This is a genomic window from Cuniculiplasma divulgatum, from assembly GCF_900083515.1.
Taxonomy (GTDB): Archaea; Thermoplasmatota; Thermoplasmata; order Thermoplasmatales; family Thermoplasmataceae; genus Cuniculiplasma; species Cuniculiplasma divulgatum.
In genome coordinates this window covers 541,048-559,373 of record NZ_LT671858.1, presented here as the reverse complement: position 1 = coordinate 559,373, position 18,326 = coordinate 541,048, and the positions used below count along the sequence as shown (strand labels likewise).

Below are 18,326 nucleotides of genomic sequence, written 5' to 3'. Positions count from 1 at the left end.
GACACGTGATTGTGGGAGCGTTATTTATAATTTAATATTTGGGCACCCAAATTTTTATCTTTACTTAATTCCTCCAATAGTTTTCCCACTTCTAATATTAAAGATTCTGCGTCAATTTTGTCTATCTTTTTAGAAAGATCGTACGTGGCCGTATTTCTTTGAGACCTTAGACTTTTGAGCTTCCTACTATAGATATTAGCCATTTTAGGCTCACAGAATTCTTTTAGATTTTCGATGACTTCATGATGCGCCACAGAAGTCCCAGTTATCTGGATTCCAATTGCAGTCATTGCTTCTCTAATTGCTAGGAATGCATAATAGTAGGATTTTTCAATGGATGCTCTAACTAAACCTTCTATGAGATCATCATCTGACATTTTAGACATCATTGAAATAAATTCAGATGAAAGCCTTAGCAAAGTTTTCGGTTGCATACTTTACATCTTTTTTCTAATGTTAAAAAAGATCCTTTCAGAGCCACTTTCTCCGGAATCAATATTTTCGTTCAGGTAGTTCCAAATATCAGAAATCTCTTTTGCATCCTTGACTGGCAAATAAATATTTATCGATATTCCATCTAACTTTTCATCCTCTTCGTCTAAAAAATATTCTATCTCTGTGAAAATTTCTTTTCCATATTGAGTAACTTCGTGTAAATATTTGTTTGTTTTCTCAACCATAAGTAATAGATTTATTGGATTGTAGTTGTTCGTTGCATGCATTTTAGAAATATAATTTTTTATCAATGAAAGATTGTCAGGACTAATGAAAGCGAATTTTGTCTTTACTATTTTTTCTAAGGTATTATCTAAGATATTGCTTGGACTCTTTTTTGAGGTCTTAATAGGGTCTGAATTTGTGAAACTTTCAAAAGGCCCTATTGGAATTGATGTAGGGATTGAAAATTTTTCACCAATGACATTTTTTCCTTCGTAAGGTTTTCTTTTATGTCTATCTTCTTTAATTGCAAGTTGAGTAGGATAAAATAAAATTTTTGGACTCTCTCCAGCATTTGAAGAATAATTTGTTATTTGACTTGTAAATGTCATATTTACATATCCCTTGTTATTGATATGGAACCATTATCTTCTATTTTTAAATTCCATTTAGAGCCAAGAATGTATGGCGTTTCAGATACATCTGGCACGAATAATATTACTCGATTGGCAATTGTTTTATCCGGTTGAGCTGTCTGTCCACTTGCTTCAACCCTCTCTCTTACATCTGGAGTGCTATCTATGCAATTTCCAAATGATACAACGACAGATGGCTTACCACTCTCAACATCAAAGTTTCGAGCCAAATTAAGAACTTCCACACTCATTTCCTTCATTAATACTAAATACTATTCTTCTTTTTTTAGTTTGCTACTAAATTAAGTGAAGGAATAGATGTTTTAGATTTTTCAAAGGTTTTAATTGAATTTTTTCCTGAATGCGTTACAAGATCTGGTAGAGCAAGATGTTAACTTATCAGTTTAACGATAAACGTTATTAGAGAAGATGACAATCATAAATTTCGTTACAGTATGAAAAGGATTTACTTACACTTATAATGACGTCTGTTCAGGTCCACTTCATATGTGGTTTATTTTTTAAGAGATAAAGTAAAAACTACATCAATTATATATTCAATGATCTTGATATATCAGAGCGGAACATATTCACTCCTTTCTGAAATAATAGGATTCCAGAATGTAGTAATGTATAAACTTTATTCTATAGAAAAGATTCTACAGAAGAGACTTCCCATCAGGGAAGAGTAACTGCTCGTTAATGTACAAAGTCAGGTTGATCTTGGCACGTATCGTAAGGAACACAGCAAGAAGATAAGTCTCAGAGAGTCTGAAAAATCTTCTAAATCAAAACTTTCATAGCGCTTCTAAATTATCTTTGTTTAATCAGTTATAAATCGTACCAAACGGTTCTGTTAACATTATAATTTTAGAGTCGTAATTTATGTTCTGACATCTGATGACCCTACCTTTGAGAGTTTTTTTATTGTTAAATTCTTGCCGTTGTTGATTTGTCTGTGTCACACTCCTTTTTTTCATACTATAGTTGCAAATGACTGCTCTTCAATCAGCATTTTAACCTTTTGCAACCGTAATTATCTTGTATTGATACTTATGATTTAGGAGTTCTATGGAGTATTTTGCATTGCTGTATTACAAACACACCCTTTATATTAAATATGATCTGTTTTTCGTTATTTTACAAAAGTGAAATGTTGAAAATTGAGCCAAAATAATGGTTTTTTAACTACTTTTGCCTCCTTGACTGGAACCATATCTATTGAAGAATGTTGCTATAATAGTATCACTGGTGACAAGATTTCTGACAGTTTTATTAATAAATATTTCAATTCTAACCATTTTAATCTAACTAAGACTAATTATGGCAATAACGTTTTAATATTTATATAAAATAAATGGAATACTACAAAACAAGTCTCATTAAATGCTACTCCAGAAGAGTTGCATAGCTTACGGCTCTGTTTTGGATCTAGGGGGGATGAAAATGAATATGGAATGTAAAATGTGTGGTGGAAAGGTTATAGTCCCTGATGATGCCTTAAAAGGAGAAATTGTCAGTTGTGGAGATTGTGGACTGGATTATGAAATACAGGAAGAAAGTCCTGGAAAATTTTTTCTCAAGGTGGCAGAGGAGGTAAAGGAGGATTGGGGTGAATGAATAGCCCAGAATCTTACGGTTTCATTTCGTATATTAGTAAAAAAGTGATCACTATTTTCTGTTTAGAATGGGGAATTACTAATTGAAGACAGTAGCTATTGTTGGTGCATCGGGATATGTTGGGGGGGAACTACTGCGACTTCTTCTGATGCATCCTGAAGTCGAAGTCAAAGTTGCAACTTCACAACAGCATGCCGGGGAGTATGTTTTCAAAGCGCATCCTAATCTCAAAGGGTTCACTTCTATGAGATTTTCCATGGACACCCCAGAAGAAGCTGCATCAAAAGTAGATATTGTTTTTATGGCGGTTCCACACGGATCATCCATTGAACATGTGCCTGAAATGTCTGAAATGGGAGTGAAGATTGTAGATATGAGTGCGGATTTCAGGTTTAGGAACCAGGCAGATTATCCAGTCTGGTATGGCTGGGAGCATCCAGCCCCTGACCTTCTCCAGAAATTTGTCTACGGCATGCCAGAACTTCACAGGAAAGAATTGAAGTCGGCACGTTTCATTTCTGTTCCAGGATGCATTGCAAGCTCTTCGATTTATAGCATTGCACCACTTGCCAAGGCAGGATTTCTGGATGGAGTGGTGGTGATTGACGCTAAAATAGGTTCGTCGGGCTCAGGAAATAAGCCATCCATGGCGACTCACTTTTCAGAAAGGTACAATTCGGTAAGGATATACAGTCCATCAGGACATAGGCACATAGGAGAAATTGAGCAGGAACTTTCTATTATTTCAGGTACCAAAGTAAAAGTTACTATGTCAGCACACTCAATTAACATGGTTCGAGGAATTCTAACTACAAGTAGTGTATTTGTAGAGAGAGAGCCTAAAATTCAGAATATATGGAACGCTTACCGAACAATGTATGGAGAAGAACCATTTGTTAGGTTCATAATGGATCCAAGCGGGGTCTATAAATACCCTGATCCTAAACTTGTTGTAGGTTCAAATTTCATAGACCTTGGATTCGCTATTGATCGGCATGTAAAAAGGATAGTTGCTATTGGTTCAATAGATAACCTAATAAAGGGAGCAGCTGGAAACGCAATTCAATCAATGAATATTATGGAAGGATTTGATGAGAAAGAGGGGTTAATGATGTCTCCAATGCGGCTGGTGTAAATCGTGGTAATTGTTTTAAAGCTGGGAGGAAGTCTAATGAAAAATGGTATATCAGAAAGTTTTACCAAAGATTTCTCATCGAACAAAGATGATGAATATGTGATTGTCCATGGTGGAGGTCCTGCTGTCACCGATCTTTGTAAAAGGTTGAATATGGAGGCGAAATTTATTACTTCTCCCAGTGGAATAAGAAGTAGATACACAGATGCTCAAACGATGCAAACCTATATAATGAGTATGCGTGGAAGCATTAACGCGTCCATAGTTCTTGCACTGCAAAAGGCTGGAATGAAGTCCTTCGGTATGTCTGGTATCGATGGGCCCACGATTATTGCGGAGAGGAAAAAAAGGTTAATAGCGATGAATGAGAAGGGTAGGAAAATGTTCATTGATGGTGGATACACCGGTAAGATATTATCGGTAAATGGAACGTTCATTAAGTATCTTTTTTCTGAAAAAATCACCCCTGTAGTAGCGCCTATTGCGGTTGGACTGGAGCATGAACCTCTGAACGTAGATGGAGATAGAGCTGCATCAGCTATATCTGGGGAATTGAAAGCCACAAAGATGATCCTTTTAACGGACGTCGATGGTATAATTTTTAACGGAAAATTAGTGGAGAAACTTAATATGAAACAGGCTGTAAAAATGTTAAGACTGGTTGGGAATGGCATGGATAAAAAGATCATGGCCGCGATTGAATCCATAGAAGCTGGTACCAATGAGGTAATTATTGCCAATGGAAATAGACCAATGCCAATATCAGCCGCAATTAACACGAATATAAGGACGGTGATAACAAAATGATGAAAAACGGGCTTACTGAGGAGATTGAAGACCGTTACCTCGCGGGCACATATCAGAAAATACCAGTGGTTGCAGCCAGAGCTAAAGGGACAAAAATATGGGATATGAACGGAAAGGAATATTTTGATTTTATGAGTGGGTATGGAGTCGCTATTCTTGGTCACTCAAATAATGCCATAACAGAGGCAATAAAAAAGCAAGTGGATGAAATATATATAACGCACACATCAGTTTACAGCCCTGCGAGGGCGAGATTTCTTAGAGAACTTATGAATGTTACACCGACGGGGCTAAACATGGCGTATCTTTCAAATAGCGGGGCGGAAGCCATAGAGGCGGCACTAAAAATAGCGGTTAAATCGACTAAAAGAAAAAAAATCATAAGCATGGAGAAGGGTTATCATGGAAAAACACTGGGGGCCCTCTCCATAACACATTCAGCAAAATACAGGAGTTCTTTTGAAGACATGCTGATCCCGGGTGTTGAATTTGTGAAATTTGGAGATTATGAACATGTTCATACTTTGTTAAAAAAGGAAGATGTTGCAGCCGTATTCATGGAACCAATTCAGGGAGAGGGTGGTATCAATCTCCCAGACCCTCAATTTCTCCCGTCTGTCAGGGAGGCTACATCCAGCTATGGAACACTCCTGGTAATGGACGAAATTCAATCCGGACTTGGAAGGACCGGAAAGATGTGGGCACACGAAAACTGGGGAATAACTCCGGATATAATGACAATAGGCAAGGGCATTGGAGGTGGAATACCAATGGGCGTAACAGTGGGAAAAAGAGAATTCGTTGAGTCACTTGGAATTGGGGAGCAGAGTTCTACAACTGGTGGAAATCCCTTATCATGTGCCGCAGGAGAAGTGGTAATAAAAGAACTAAGAAACGGGATGATAAAACGGGCCAGTGAAATGGGAAAATACACACTTCAAAGAATGAATGAGGAAACCGATTCCCATAGACTGGTATCACAGACGAGGGGTATTGGAATGATGCTTGCCATGGAACTTAGAGTAAGATTCGTTCCCATACTTATGGATATGATTGATCTTGGTCTCATTACATTATACTCAGGAATAAACACAATAAGGATGCTGCCACCCTACACTGTCTCCAAGGAAGAGGTTGATCGTGCGATTGAAATACTAAAGACTGCACTCGATCAATATATAAAGAAGCAGGGAAGGAACGATCAAAAATGAATATTTCTATGATTTATGATACCGTCAGGTGGGAGGAAAAGGCTATTTTTAGGGCCGCTAACAGGAAAGGAATAGAATTGAAAATGTTAAATGTTAAGGACATTGATATGGACTTCGATAAGCCTTTACCCGATTATTATGGAAACATAACGCTGCAACGATGCACATCGTATTATCGCGGACTTCATTCGACAGCCTTTCTTGAGTATAAGAAACAAAGTGTTCTAAATGATCTTAAGACGATAATTAACGCTGGAAATAAGATGTTGACCTCCCTGGCCCTTATTTCAAACGGAGTCCCATCACCCTTAACATCAGTTTCCACCAGTTACGAAACTGCAATGAAACAGTTTTCGGAAAAATTTCAGGGAAGAGCAGTTCTTAAACCAGTAATAGGAAGTTGGGGCAGAATGATTGCGCTCATGAATAACCCGGAATCGGCGATGGCTCTTCTAGAGGACAGAGAATATATGTATCCTTTGTATTCAATATTCTATTTACAGGAATATGTTAAGAGACCTCCAAGAGACATAAGAATATTTGTCATAGGTGATCGAGTAGTGTGTGGAATGTATAGATATCAGCCAGAAGGGGACTGGAGAACTAATGCCGCCATAGGTGGACGTGCAGAGAAATGTGAAATTACTACAGAGCTAGAGAAAATATCGCTAAAAGCTGCGAGAAGCGTTGGAAATGGAATACTAGGAGTGGACATAATGGAATCAGAACGGGGTTACCTTGTTCATGAGGTTAATAGTACCAGTGAGTTCAAGACAATAGCAAGCACTACTCAGATCGATATACCTGGGGATATATTGGACTATCTTCTTGAGGTTTCGAAATGATTAAGGATATAGATAATACTCTAATTCATCTCGTTAAAACCTACTCACCCACTGGAAAAGAAAAACAGGCTATCTCGATATTCAATTCGTATCTTAAGAAATTAGGGGCAACAAATGTTATAACAGATAGAGCAGGAAATGGACTCGGTATATTTGCCGGAGAGGGATTATCCATAACTCTATGTGGTCATATAGATACTGTTCCAGGAAAACTCCCAGTCATGGTTAAGAATGGAGTTTTGTATGGTAGGGGGTCAGTGGATGCAAAGTCATCACTGGTTTCACTTCTCTATGGTGCAATAATCGCTAAGGAGGCAGGGTTCAAGGGAACATTGACCGTAATAGCTGCAACTGGAGAAGAAGGCATGGGAAAGGGCATACTTGAGGTTGCACGGACACAACCGAAGAGCGATTATGCAATATTCGGTGAGCCTGGTAATGTTGACGGCATTACTGTTGGTTACCGGGGAAGATTATTATTAGATGTTATGTTCGAAACGGAACCTTTTCATGCCAGTGCTCCCTGGATCGGAGGCGGCTCTGTGGATGCCGCCATGACGGCATGGTCTAAAATTAGGGATCATTATTCCGGAAGAACGGGGTTTTATGAAGTATCTGTCGCAATGACTGGTATTCATGGAGGCAGATCAGACAATGTTATCCCCTCAAAAACGACAATAACACTTGATATTAGATTTCCCATGCCAGTAGATAAAAATGACATCCTGAAAGAAGTGTTAGGAATATGCGAATCATTGAATCTCCCAGTTCAGGTGAAAATAAGAATAATTAGCGAGGTAAAGCCTTATGTATCAAACACGAAAAGCCCACTGGCCAAGGCATTTCGTTTCGCAATAGGTCAGAAGACTGGGGCCAATGCCAGGCTTGTGTTCAAAAGCGGGAGTGGCGATATGAACGTTCTCGGAAATTCATGGAATATTCCTGCTATAACTTATGGTCCAGGAAACACCCAGCTTTCACATACTAATAATGAATTCATAAGACTGGAGGACGTGGAGAAAAGTGCTGAAATTGTTTCAGAAGCTTTGATATCACTGGAAAGAGAACTAAAATACTAGATCCAATTTAAAAAAAGGAACATAATGGACATGTATCTATAAATCGCTCAAACATAATTAGATAGCGTTGCATGGTAAACGAATCGATTAATTGAATGATTTTGCTAAAAAGAGATTTATTTCACCCTGCCGTCGACAATATTTTAAAGTTGTAAATTTTAAAACCTTCTATTTGGACAAACGTTGATAATTTGATTATTACTGTATTACAGATGTGTTCCAGATATGAAGTATATAGTGTGACAAGACTGTATTAAATGTCTGCAAAATAGTTTTTATATGACAGTAGTGCAGGATTTCATTTTCAATAGTCATGAAAAAGTTTGATGGTCGTACCTTTCGATGATATCCTATTTTCCATGAATTGGGATGATTTTCTCACTCTCAGATGTCATTATATACCCATTGTTTCTCAAGTTTCAGGCAAAAAAAGGATAGTTGAATAAAAATTTGCGTTCATCTTCAAGCTGTATACATTTATGCCATCGTCAATATTTCGTAAGCTAGTGTGGAGTCTTTCTTATTTAGGATTATTATTGTTTCATTGGAACATGAAATTAGTTGCAAAATATTGACACCTCTAGCAAAGAGTTTGTTTGTTATTCGCATTACAAAGCCATGTGTCCTCTCTATCTCTTTTGATGAGAGTATATGAATCATGCTGACATCTGCCTCAATTATAATATTTTGAGACGCTTCTGGTATTTTGGTTTTCATTTCATCCACTATATATACGATATTATCCTGCAGATACGTTGCAGATATATATTTCATCGTTAAAGGGGTTTTTGACGTAACCACGCAAATCTTGTCCTGCAATGAGATTTTACTTTTCTTCAGTAGATCGTCTGCCTTAATTTTTCCAGTTTCACCATTTCCTTTGCGCTTAAATCTGTTTAGTGCTGCCCTTACAGATATTGGATTTAGATCAGCGTTTTCTTTCAGTATAAGCATTGCCAGTTTACTCACATTAACCACATCAGATCTTAGTGAAAGCATATAATCAGGATTTTCCGTGAGAAATCTGGAAATTCTACTTTCAACGGTAACCTTCTCTTTTGTATCTTTCTTCATTGAATCGACATTAATAATGTATATTTTAATATTGTTTATGGTTTTAAGTCAAACATAACATAAAAAATGATATAGCTTTTAACTAATTTAATATTCTAATGGGAAATTATCACTTATGAAGGAGAAAGCTCTTTTATTATATTCTGGTGGTTTGGACACTTCTGTCATGATAAAGTGGCTACAGGAACAACTTAATTTTGATGTTGTAACCCTAACCCTAGATGTTGGACAGGAAAAAAATGATCTAGAGCGAATAGCAATAAAGGCAAAGGATCTTGGTGCCGTAAAGACTATTACAGAAGATGTGACGGAAAAGTTTTCCTACGACTTCGTTGCCCAGGGAATTATGAATGATGGACTTTATCAGGATAAATACCCTCTATCGACGAGCCTTGCCAGGCCTCTTATGTCGATGGAAGCAGTGAAATTTGCGGAACAAAACGAATGCACTACAGTTGTTCATGGGTCAACGGGTAAAGGCAATGATCAGGTAAGATTTGAAGTTTCTATAAAGGCCTTAAATGAAAATCTATCAGTTATAGCGCCAGTGAGAGAAATGAACATGAACAGGGATGAAGAAATAGAATATGCCAGGATGAGAAATATAGAGATACCATATGGAGGTAAATACTCTGTAGATGAGAACCTGTGGGGTAGATCAGTGGAGGGTTCAAACATAGAATTAATAAATGAAGGGGTTCCAGAGGATGCCTACAGATGGGTTCTACCAATCGAAAAATCTGCTGAAAAGGCGGATGTTATATCCATTACATTCAATAATGGATTGCCTGTCAAGCTAAACGGTAAAGCAATGTTACTTGCTGATCTGATTACTGAACTAAATTATAAAGCGGGCCAGAACGGAGTTGGGGCCATTGACTTAATAGAGGATAGGGTTGTGGGCATAAAAAGCCACGAGTTCTACGAATGTCCTGCTGCTGTAACAATAATAAATGGGCATAAATATTTAGAGTCTCTGGTTTTGAACAAGAGGGAAAGTCAGTTAAAAAGGGTCATGGATCAGCAGTTTGCAGAAATGGTATACAGTGGACTCTGGTTTGATCCTGCAATGGAACATATAAAAAAGTTTCAGCAGAGCATAAATTTACTTGTAAACGGAACGGTTAAACTTAAGTTATACAAGGGAAACGTTATACCTATGGGCGTTGAAAGCTCTAATTCACTTTATGATGTGTTTATGTCTACATATGGTAAGAACCAGACCTTTGACCAAAGCAAGGCTCCAGGGTTTATTTATGTGTTCGGAAGCCAGACAATTACAACAAGTAAAGTGAGGAAAAAACAGTTAGATAAAATAGTAATTGAAGGGTAAGAGCATGGCAAAAATATGGAATGGAGGGGCATCTGAGGAGGGGGGAGAAGATCTTTCAGATATCATGACAGCCGAAGATGTACAGATAGATTCCCTGCTTCTCGATTATGAAGTAATATCACTACTTGCCTATCAATTGCAATTAAGAAAAGAATCAATCATTTCTAAGGATGAAAGTGACATTATACTATCAGGGCTTTGGCATCTACTTGGCAAGGAAATAACCATAGATCCTATGGTTGAAGATATACATGGATTCGTGGAAGAGTATATAAAGGGGAATGGAGGTAAAGCATACAAAAACCTTAGAATTTTCCTATCAAGAAACGAGCAAAGCCACATTGATATACGGTCATTCTATATTGATCATCTTTTGAGAATTTCGAATGATCTAACCAGTCTTTCTGAAAACATGATGATGCGCAAGATGGACTTCAATGGGGTGATGCCTGGTTATACCCACAATCGTCAGGCAATGCCGGTCATGATTTCAACATACTTTGATTATTTGTCAAGGATATTTCTGGACATCTCTCTTTATGCTCTAGACATTTCTAAAAAATTTACACTTATTTCACCTCTGGGTTATGGTTCTGGGTTTGGTTCACTCTCACCAATAAATTTTAGTAAGGTTGCTAAAAACCTTGGTTTCAGATCCAATGCAAAGAACCCCATGTCAGGAAGTTTTTATCGTGGAATTGACGATTTAGACATATCAATATTTCTTTTGAGGCTTATGACTTTTTTATCTAAGATTTCACAGGACTTTATTAATTTCAGTGGAGGCACCAACCCCTTCATAACGCTCCCTGATGGCTTTTCCACAGGAAGTTCGTTAATGCCAAATAAAAGGAATCCAGACTTTCTTGAACTTGTTCAGGGTTATGCTTCCGAAGCCATTGGAAACTGTGTTTCTACAGCTACAATATTAATGAATAAGGGAACGGGATACCATAGAGAATTCCAGATTTCAAAGGACAAAACTATAAAATTTATAATCTTATGTGAGAAAATTCTGAATCACTTTCATGGCTTCATGATGAAGTTCACGCTGGACGAAAAAAGGGCTTTTGATTCGATGGAAAATTCAATTAATGCAACTGCTGAAGCATATTCAATCTTTCAAACAGGAAAGTCGTGGAAAGATGCATATGTTACTGTAGGGGAAATTATAAAGAAGAATATACCTCTTGAATTTCACCAACCGTATGAATTTGAATCTGTAAGTAATGTGGATATTTTAAAGGCGAAAGAAAAAAGAATAGAGCTTCTTAATTCCTGGAGAAAACCTAGAGAAGAAATGTTAAACGAGGTAAAAGCCATAATAACAAATGATTCATTAAAATAATAAATTTTAAGGGCAAATCTTTTTTAAACAGCAGGCTTATAGAAAAATATTATCTTTTAATAAATTATATGTGATATTTTCTTATCGTTTGGTTAAGTATGATAATTAGTAGTGGGATTGCTTCAATTCGATATAATGCGATCTTAATCAGAGATGCGTAACCAGTAAGCATAATAAAAATTTTCTCTCTAATGCATCTGGTTCTACTGCATAACTATTAAAATAATGTTAATGATTAGTAAATATGACTGAATATCAGATGAAATTAGTGGACAAATTCATTGCTGTTAGAAACAAAACAGTTTCGCTAACAGAACCATTAACAGTGGAAGATATGCTTGTTCAGGTAGGAAACGATACCAGTCCTGTTAGATGGCATCTGGCACACACGACCTGGTTCTTTGAAAAATTCATACTTTCAACATTTGTCAAGGGTTATAAAAAATTTAATGAAAAGTATGACTATCTTTTTAATTCCTACTATGAAACTGTGGGAAATTTCTTTCCAAAAAATTTAAGAGGGACACAGTCAAGGCCCGGGGTTGATGAAATACTAAAATACAGGAAATACATAGATGATAATATTCTCAGAAATGAATCCATTCTCGAAAATCCAGCTATTCATTCTCTTATAGAACTGGGAATAAACCATGAGCAACAACATCAGGAGCTTATGCTGATGGACATAAAATTCAATTTCTTCAATAACCCCATTTTGCCTGTTTATACAAAAATAAGTAAGTTCCCCAAATACAGTTCGAGACCCCTAAAATACAAAAGGATTAAGGGCGGAGAATATGAAATTGGGAGTTCAGGAAATGAGTTTAAGTTTGATAATGAATATCCAAGACACAAAGTGTACTTAGAGGATTTTGAGATAGGAGATCGGCTTGTGACTAACAAGGAATACCTGGAGTTTATGAGAGATGGTTGTTATGAAAATCCTAAACTGTGGCTATCAGATGGATGGTCATGGATAAATAGAGAAAATATAAGATCCCCACTTTACTGGATAAAAGAAGGAGATTACTATAGTCAATTCAACCTAGATGGAAAGGGAAAACTAAATCCTGAGGATCCAGTGTCGCATTTAAGCTATTATGAGGCAGACGCGTATGCTACATGGGCTGGCAAAAGACTACCTACAGAAGAGGAGTGGGAGGTTGCCTTCATGAATGAGCCAATAACAAAAAATGAAAATTTCATCGAAAACAATTTCTTCAAACCGCTGCCACCATGTTCACATTCAGCAACACAGGCAATGGGAGACCTTTGGGAATGGACAAGAAGTGCCTATTTACCCTATCCAAGAAGCAAACCACTTGAGGGCTCAGTTGGAGAATATAATCACAAATTTATGTCTGGGCAGATGGTACTTAGAGGCGGTTCATGTGTAACACCCAGAGAACACATAAGACACACATACAGAAACTTCTTTACTCCGGAAAAAAGATGGATGTTCAGTGGATTGAGGCTTGCAGGTGATGTTGAGTGAGTGAAATAAAAATAATAGACATGAAACCTGAAACAGGAGAATTTAAGAAAGAGATAATAGAAGGGCTGAAAAAGAATCCAAAGGAAATAAATCCAAAATTCTTTTATGATGAAAAAGGCTCAATGCTATTCGAAAAAATAACTGAAACTAAGGAATATTACCCAACAAGAACAGAAAGAAAAATTCTTGAGGATAACATTGGAGAAATATGTACATACTTTAAGGAAGGAAGTGCCCTCTTTGAATACGGAAGTGGAGGATCGAAGAAGACCCAGATCATATTGAATCATTGTAAACAGATAAAGGCATATGTTCCAATGGACATATCCATTTCAGCTCTTCAGTATTCATCACACAATATTGCAGCAATGTATCCATCACTGAATGTAGTTCCCATGTGCGTTGATTATACCAAGCCTTTCAAAATACCTTTTCTTGATCTGGAAGGAAATATCATTGCAATTTTTCTCGGATCAAGCATAGGTAATTTCGAACCTGAAACTACCTCAAGGTTCCTTCAAACTTGCACTGAAATGTTGGGTCCTGAAGATGGGGTATTAGTAGGAGTCGATCTAAAAAAGGATAAACAGGTTCTTGAGAAGGCATATAATGATAGTGAATCTATAACCGCGGAATTTAATTTAAATTTAATAGATCGTATTAATAGGGAATTTAGATTAAACCTTGATAAGTCTGATTTCAAACATGTAGCTTTTTACAATGAAAAGAAAGGAAGAATTGAAATGCACATTGAAGCGGGAAGAGATATAATTCTTGATCTGGATGGAAACAAGATATTACTGAAAAAGGGTGAGCGAATACACACAGAGAATTCATATAAATATGACATTGATGAGTTTACAAGTCTTGCAGTTAAAAATCATCTGAAAGTAAGAAAAATTTGGAAAGATAATAACAACTACTTTGCACTGTTTTTAATTGGAATTTAAGAGTTGATGACTTTATCCGTTCTAATTCTCTTTTTGCTTAACTATTAAGATCAGATATTTAATTGTACAACAAATTGAATATTCTCAGAAAGTCTATATATAGAGGCAAACTTTTGAAATATGAAACCTGACATTAAGAGAAAGGCATTACGAAGGGTTCAGGATATTATTTCAATATGTTTCAATTATGTTATTTTGATCAACCAGATAAAAATAAATGGTGAAAATCAGATGTTACCATTTTCTAAAAAGAGCACTCCAGACGAAGAAATATCTATTAAATTGCAGCCAGAATTACAACCATTAAATGAAGGTCAAAAATATCTCATTGCCCTTGACATGAGCGGGATAGGAATAGCAAAGTTTGATGGCAATAAGATCCAGACAATAGACCCTGGTCACAGGTATATTTCATTTGATAAAGCTCCAAAAAGCATTGAAATCGTTGCAACTTCAACTTCACTATTTGGCAGTAATATGTGGAGTTTCAGAATTAACAGAATAATCTTTGCAACTGTGGATTGGAAGAAATTTTCTGCTGCATTGAGGATTGAATCTATAATCAAAAGTGCTCTCGCGAGAGATGATGAAACTTTGATATCTGGGTTTTTAGAATCTCTTTATAAGGTGAAAGCCACACCAAATATTATGCAGTTAACCGTTTCAGATATTATAGATCACAAAAACGAAGGAAGTTATGAAGAACTAGTAGACTTTTATTCTGTGCCAGTAAACGATGGAAAACTTGCTGACCTACCTTACGGAAATTTTAGTATTAGTCCATTAGAAGAAATACTTCATAACAGTGGAATTAAGATACAACATAATATCTACCCAATGGGTCACTGTCACATAGACGCTGCCTGGCTCTGGCCATACAGTGAGACAAAAAAGAAAACTGAAAGGTCCTTTTTAAACGTAACAAGACTGTTTGATGATGGATATAAGTTCGTTTTTGCGCAAAGCTCAGCACTTTTCTATAAATGGGCAAAAGAAAAAAACTCTAAGCTCTTCAGCAGGATAAAGGAGTTAGCAGGGGAGGGAAAATGGTTGCCTGTTGGAGGTATGTGGGTAGAATCTGATACGAATCTGCTTATAGGTGAGTCACTTGCAAGACAATTCCTTTACGGTCAAAACTATTTCAAAGCAAATTTTAATTCTGATGCAAAAATAGGATGGCTTCCGGATACATTTGGTTTCAGTGGCCAGTTGCCACAAATTATGAGACAATCCGGGATTGAAAGTTTCATTACTCATAAACTGAGATGGAACGACACAAATGTTTTCCCTCATACTTTCTTTAATTGGTGTGGAATAGATGGTACAGTCATACCAACTATTCTTGTAAACTCAACCTACAACGGTAATATGCAATTTGATGAAATCAACAGGGTTTTAAGCAATGTAAATAATTTTGATGATCCATATGTATACCAGTTCGGATATGGAGATGGTGGAGGCGGACCAAATTCCGAGATGCTGGAACTACTTGATTTCCTTCCCGAGGTAGCCAAAAATGCTAAACCAGAATTTAAGCAGGAAGAGTTTCTGAAAGATGTTATGAATAATTCCAAAAATGCACCTGAAGTAAATGGTGAGCTTTATGTTGAAACCCACAGGGGTGTTTATACTACAAATTATGGAATAAAGAGAAGAGTTGCACTGCTAGAAGACAGACTTATTGCCTGCGATTTTATAAAATCAGTTCTAAACTCTCATAATATAAGCCATCAACATAACGATCTATCAGAAGAATGGGAGACATTACTCACTGCCCAATTTCATGATGTTTTACCTGGTTCTGCTAATTATTATGCATACGATGAGGCTTTTTCCGATCTGGATAGGGCCATAAGAAATACAGAATCATTTATCAATGAAAGCATAAAGGCTTACTGTAAAGAGATGAAAATTCCATTTGGAAACATGATTGTTAACACAAGTCAGTATAACATTAATTCTTCTATAGACCTAAGAAGAAACACAATTTACATATCAGAAAAATCTGGAAAGGAAGAATCAAGCCAAAACGTCAGTTTATCAGTTCCAAGTTTTACTCTAAATTTGAATGATAAGCCATTGAGTGTAAATAGTAATTCCCAGAATGACTTCGAAATTAAGAATGATAAGAATTCTGTTTTCATAAAGGGAAAATATTACAGCTTCATTGTTGATGATAACTGTAATATAACAGTGGAAAGAGATTTAGGAATCATTTTTAGTGGTCATCTGGCATTGCTGGAGGATGTGCCAGGTAGATTTGATGCCTGGAATATAGATCTTGATACTCTAAACCCAGGAAATTTATTAAGCGAAAAGACAAAGAGTATGGATTTCAAGCAGGATGGCGTTAACACAATAGTATCTGTAAAAATACATTATGAGGATGATTCAATTATTGAGCAGAGGTTCATAATGAACCCTAACAATAGTTTTATTGAGGTAAGAAATAGAATAAATCTAAGGAACAGAGAAAAACTGGTAAAATTCTTCATAAATTCAAAAATTAAAAGCAAAACACTGAAGTGTGAAATTCCCTTTGGGATGGTTGAAAGAGATTTCTCTGATGATAAAAATAAGGCAAAGTTTGAGTTCCCTGCCCTAAGATTTGTCAACTGGTCTGATCAATCAAAGGGTTTTTCTATCGTAGCAAGGGAGCTACATGGTTACAGTTTCGTAAATGATACACTGGGCATTAGTCTCCTGAAAGCACCACTGTACCCGAATCCATTTTCAGATGGTAAAGAGACAGAAGTTACATTTTTCATTCTTCCTGAGAAGGACTACAAAAAGGTTTACAGAGAACTGAACTTTGTTTTCCATCCACCCATAGTCATTGATCATGCAGGCGAAACCAATATGAAATATAATGATCAGTTACTAAAAGTAACAGAGGATGATATAATAATTGAGAACATAAAGGAGACCGAGAATGGAAAGGGTGTACTGTTGAGGTCATATGCACTTGAAAATGGAGGAAAACTGGACATTTCAAGTAAACATAAATTTGGTCTTGAAGAATCTAATATGCTGGAAGATAAAAGAGGAAAAGTGAATGATTCCATAGAATATGGAAAGTATCAGATCAGGAATATAATATTAAATTTTGAAAAATAATTCCATTAAGAAACATTACCTGAAATAAAGTGTCAAAAACAGCCCCTTTTTATTTTTTTATACTTTGCAAGTCGTTATTGCTTAAACATTTCTATCGTCATTATCAGGGATAATATTAATTTTCATAAGAAAGAGTCACACCTGTCTATACCCTTAGTATAGTTATGATTTCAAGTAAAGAAACACCGATAAAAACTATTCCAAGAAAATAGTATATGGTGCTATCCTTCATCTTGAGTGCCTGTTTGGCAAAATAAAACCCAGAAATGAGGGAGATAGCTCCAATTAGTATACCTCCAAAAATGTCAATACTATTGAGAAGGAAATAACCTGTGGATCCGCTTATGGCAGATACAAACATGGCTAATGTTGCAGTACCCACCATAGTTTTTGGATCCATGGAATAGAGAATCATCATTACTGCGATGAACATAATTCCTCCACTTGTTCCCAGAGTGCCGGCTAGTATTCCTATTGGTATACTGATTACCAATCCTGCCAGATATGGATGAGAAATCTGCTTTCTGGTCAGAGAAAGACCTTTCTTTGCCCTTCTAAAGGATTGCGCTGCCATCAATAATGCCATTATTGTGAATACTATTTCAAGTGGTCTGTCACTTATGAAAATTGCTACGTGTGCACCTATTTGAGCACCTATAAGGGCTCCACCACCAAGAATTAATCCTATCCTCCAGTCAATTCTCTTTCCTCTGGAATACACATAAACAACGGATGAAGTTGTTATCACATCTACTAGAAGACTAGTGCCAACTGCAATATGGAAACTATATCCCAGAAAAGTCATTGCGGGAACAACAACAATTACACCACTTGAGCCTGTAATTCCGGTTAGAACTCCGGTAATTATACCTATCAAAGAGAATACTCCAAAACTTTCAATCATTATATTCAGATCATCAAATTTTTTCTTTATTTATTATGAAATTCTGTATGGTATGCTTAAAAAGAATATTACTTTTTTTGATGGGGATAATAAAAAGTATAATCTTATAGATGAAAATAACCAAAAATATATCACCAGAAGTGTCTCCCAATATATTGAACCAGGATTTATAGACTTAAAGTTAGATATTATTATATGTGCGAGGAAAGGAAGAAGAATCTCCCTTATGATGTAAAGATTAGAATCCTCATCTTAGAATTTAATCATAACGATCCATTTCATTGATTCCACTAGTATCCAAATCATTTTTGGAATTCTCCTTGACCAAATAAGGA

General features: G+C 36.3%; 17 protein-coding genes. 12 read left to right on the top strand and 5 right to left on the bottom strand.

Features of this window, described 5'->3' with window-relative positions:
- Positions 1-20: 20 nt before the first annotated feature.
- From CSP5_RS02760 to CSP5_RS02750, 3 genes are read right to left on the bottom strand one after another with little or no spacing between them, the layout of a single operon-like run.
- The gene (locus tag CSP5_RS02760) at positions 21-377 is read right to left on the bottom strand and encodes a HEPN domain-containing protein (protein ID WP_172399380.1); all 357 of its coding nucleotides are present in this window, start codon (positions 375-377) and stop codon (positions 21-23) included.
- Positions 378-437: 60 nt separating this feature from the next.
- The gene (locus tag CSP5_RS02755; protein WP_021789878.1) at positions 438-1,049 is read right to left on the bottom strand and encodes a hypothetical protein; all 612 of its coding nucleotides are present in this window, start codon (positions 1,047-1,049) and stop codon (positions 438-440) included.
- A gap of 2 nt (positions 1,050-1,051) precedes the next feature.
- Positions 1,052-1,333, bottom strand: coding sequence for a hypothetical protein (locus CSP5_RS02750; RefSeq protein WP_021789879.1), 282 nt, complete (start codon positions 1,331-1,333; stop codon positions 1,052-1,054).
- 300 nt (positions 1,334-1,633) lie between these two features.
- On the opposite strand from CSP5_RS02750, the gene CSP5_RS09945 reads away from it, so the two are divergent.
- From CSP5_RS09945 to CSP5_RS02720, 7 genes are all read left to right on the top strand, one after another.
- Positions 1,634-1,765: a hypothetical protein gene (locus CSP5_RS09945; protein ID WP_277868666.1), complete on the top strand. Its 132-nt coding sequence runs from the start codon at positions 1,634-1,636 to the stop codon at positions 1,763-1,765.
- Positions 1,766-2,519: 754 nt separating this feature from the next.
- On the top strand, positions 2,520-2,693 hold the full coding sequence (lysW/argW, locus tag CSP5_RS02745; RefSeq protein ID WP_197683166.1) for an alpha-aminoadipate/glutamate carrier protein LysW: 174 nt from the start codon (positions 2,520-2,522) through the stop codon (positions 2,691-2,693).
- Positions 2,694-2,775: 82 nt separating this feature from the next.
- Entirely contained in the window at positions 2,776-3,828 is a 1,053-nt protein-coding gene (gene argC, locus CSP5_RS02740) for an N-acetyl-gamma-glutamyl-phosphate reductase (RefSeq protein WP_021789881.1), read from the top strand.
- A gap of 3 nt (positions 3,829-3,831) precedes the next feature.
- Entirely contained in the window at positions 3,832-4,635 is an 804-nt protein-coding gene (locus tag CSP5_RS02735) for a [LysW]-aminoadipate/[LysW]-glutamate kinase (RefSeq protein WP_021789882.1), read from the top strand.
- Complete coding sequence (locus tag CSP5_RS02730) at positions 4,632-5,846, top strand: aspartate aminotransferase family protein (protein ID WP_241810773.1); 1,215 nt, start codon at positions 4,632-4,634, stop codon at positions 5,844-5,846. Before CSP5_RS02735 ends, CSP5_RS02730 begins: the two co-directional genes overlap by 4 nt.
- Positions 5,843-6,691, top strand: a complete 849-nt coding sequence (gene lysX, locus CSP5_RS02725; protein ID WP_077075993.1) for a lysine biosynthesis protein LysX — start codon at positions 5,843-5,845, stop codon at positions 6,689-6,691. Before CSP5_RS02730 ends, lysX begins: the two co-directional genes overlap by 4 nt.
- On the top strand, positions 6,688-7,770 hold the full coding sequence (locus CSP5_RS02720; RefSeq protein WP_021789885.1) for a M20/M25/M40 family metallo-hydrolase: 1,083 nt from the start codon (positions 6,688-6,690) through the stop codon (positions 7,768-7,770). The genes lysX and CSP5_RS02720 overlap by 4 nt, the downstream gene beginning before the upstream one ends.
- A 477-nt stretch (positions 7,771-8,247) precedes the next feature.
- Here CSP5_RS02720 and CSP5_RS02715 read toward each other — a convergent pair whose 3' ends face one another.
- Positions 8,248-8,844, bottom strand: coding sequence for a hypothetical protein (locus tag CSP5_RS02715; RefSeq protein WP_021789886.1), 597 nt, complete (start codon positions 8,842-8,844; stop codon positions 8,248-8,250).
- A 115-nt stretch (positions 8,845-8,959) separates the two neighbouring features.
- On the opposite strand from CSP5_RS02715, the gene CSP5_RS02710 reads away from it, so the two are divergent.
- The 5 genes from CSP5_RS02710 (at position 8,960) to CSP5_RS02690 (ending at position 17,087) form a co-directional block, all read left to right on the top strand.
- Positions 8,960-10,177 carry an argininosuccinate synthase gene (locus CSP5_RS02710; protein WP_021789887.1) on the top strand — a complete coding sequence of 406 codons (1,218 nt, stop codon included), beginning with the start codon at positions 8,960-8,962 and terminating at the stop codon, positions 10,175-10,177.
- Between the two features lie 4 nt (positions 10,178-10,181).
- A complete protein-coding gene (locus tag CSP5_RS02705) occupies positions 10,182-11,525 on the top strand; it encodes a lyase family protein (RefSeq protein ID WP_021789888.1) in 1,344 nt (447 codons plus the stop codon).
- Between the two features lie 244 nt (positions 11,526-11,769).
- Positions 11,770-13,020 (top strand): ergothioneine biosynthesis protein EgtB, encoded by a 1,251-nt coding sequence (gene egtB / locus CSP5_RS02700; protein WP_145983917.1) that lies wholly within the window; start codon positions 11,770-11,772, stop codon positions 13,018-13,020.
- Entirely contained in the window at positions 13,017-13,970 is a 954-nt protein-coding gene (gene egtD, locus CSP5_RS02695; protein WP_021789890.1) for an L-histidine N(alpha)-methyltransferase, read from the top strand. Before egtB ends, egtD begins: the two co-directional genes overlap by 4 nt.
- A gap of 120 nt (positions 13,971-14,090) precedes the next feature.
- Entirely contained in the window at positions 14,091-17,087 is a 2,997-nt protein-coding gene (locus CSP5_RS02690) for an alpha-mannosidase (RefSeq protein ID WP_148689587.1), read from the top strand.
- Positions 17,088-17,232: 145 nt separating this feature from the next.
- Here CSP5_RS02690 and CSP5_RS02685 read toward each other — a convergent pair whose 3' ends face one another.
- Positions 17,233-17,991 carry a sulfite exporter TauE/SafE family protein gene (locus CSP5_RS02685; protein WP_021789892.1) on the bottom strand — a complete coding sequence of 253 codons (759 nt, stop codon included), beginning with the start codon at positions 17,989-17,991 and terminating at the stop codon, positions 17,233-17,235.
- Between the last annotated feature and the right edge of the window lie 335 nt (positions 17,992-18,326).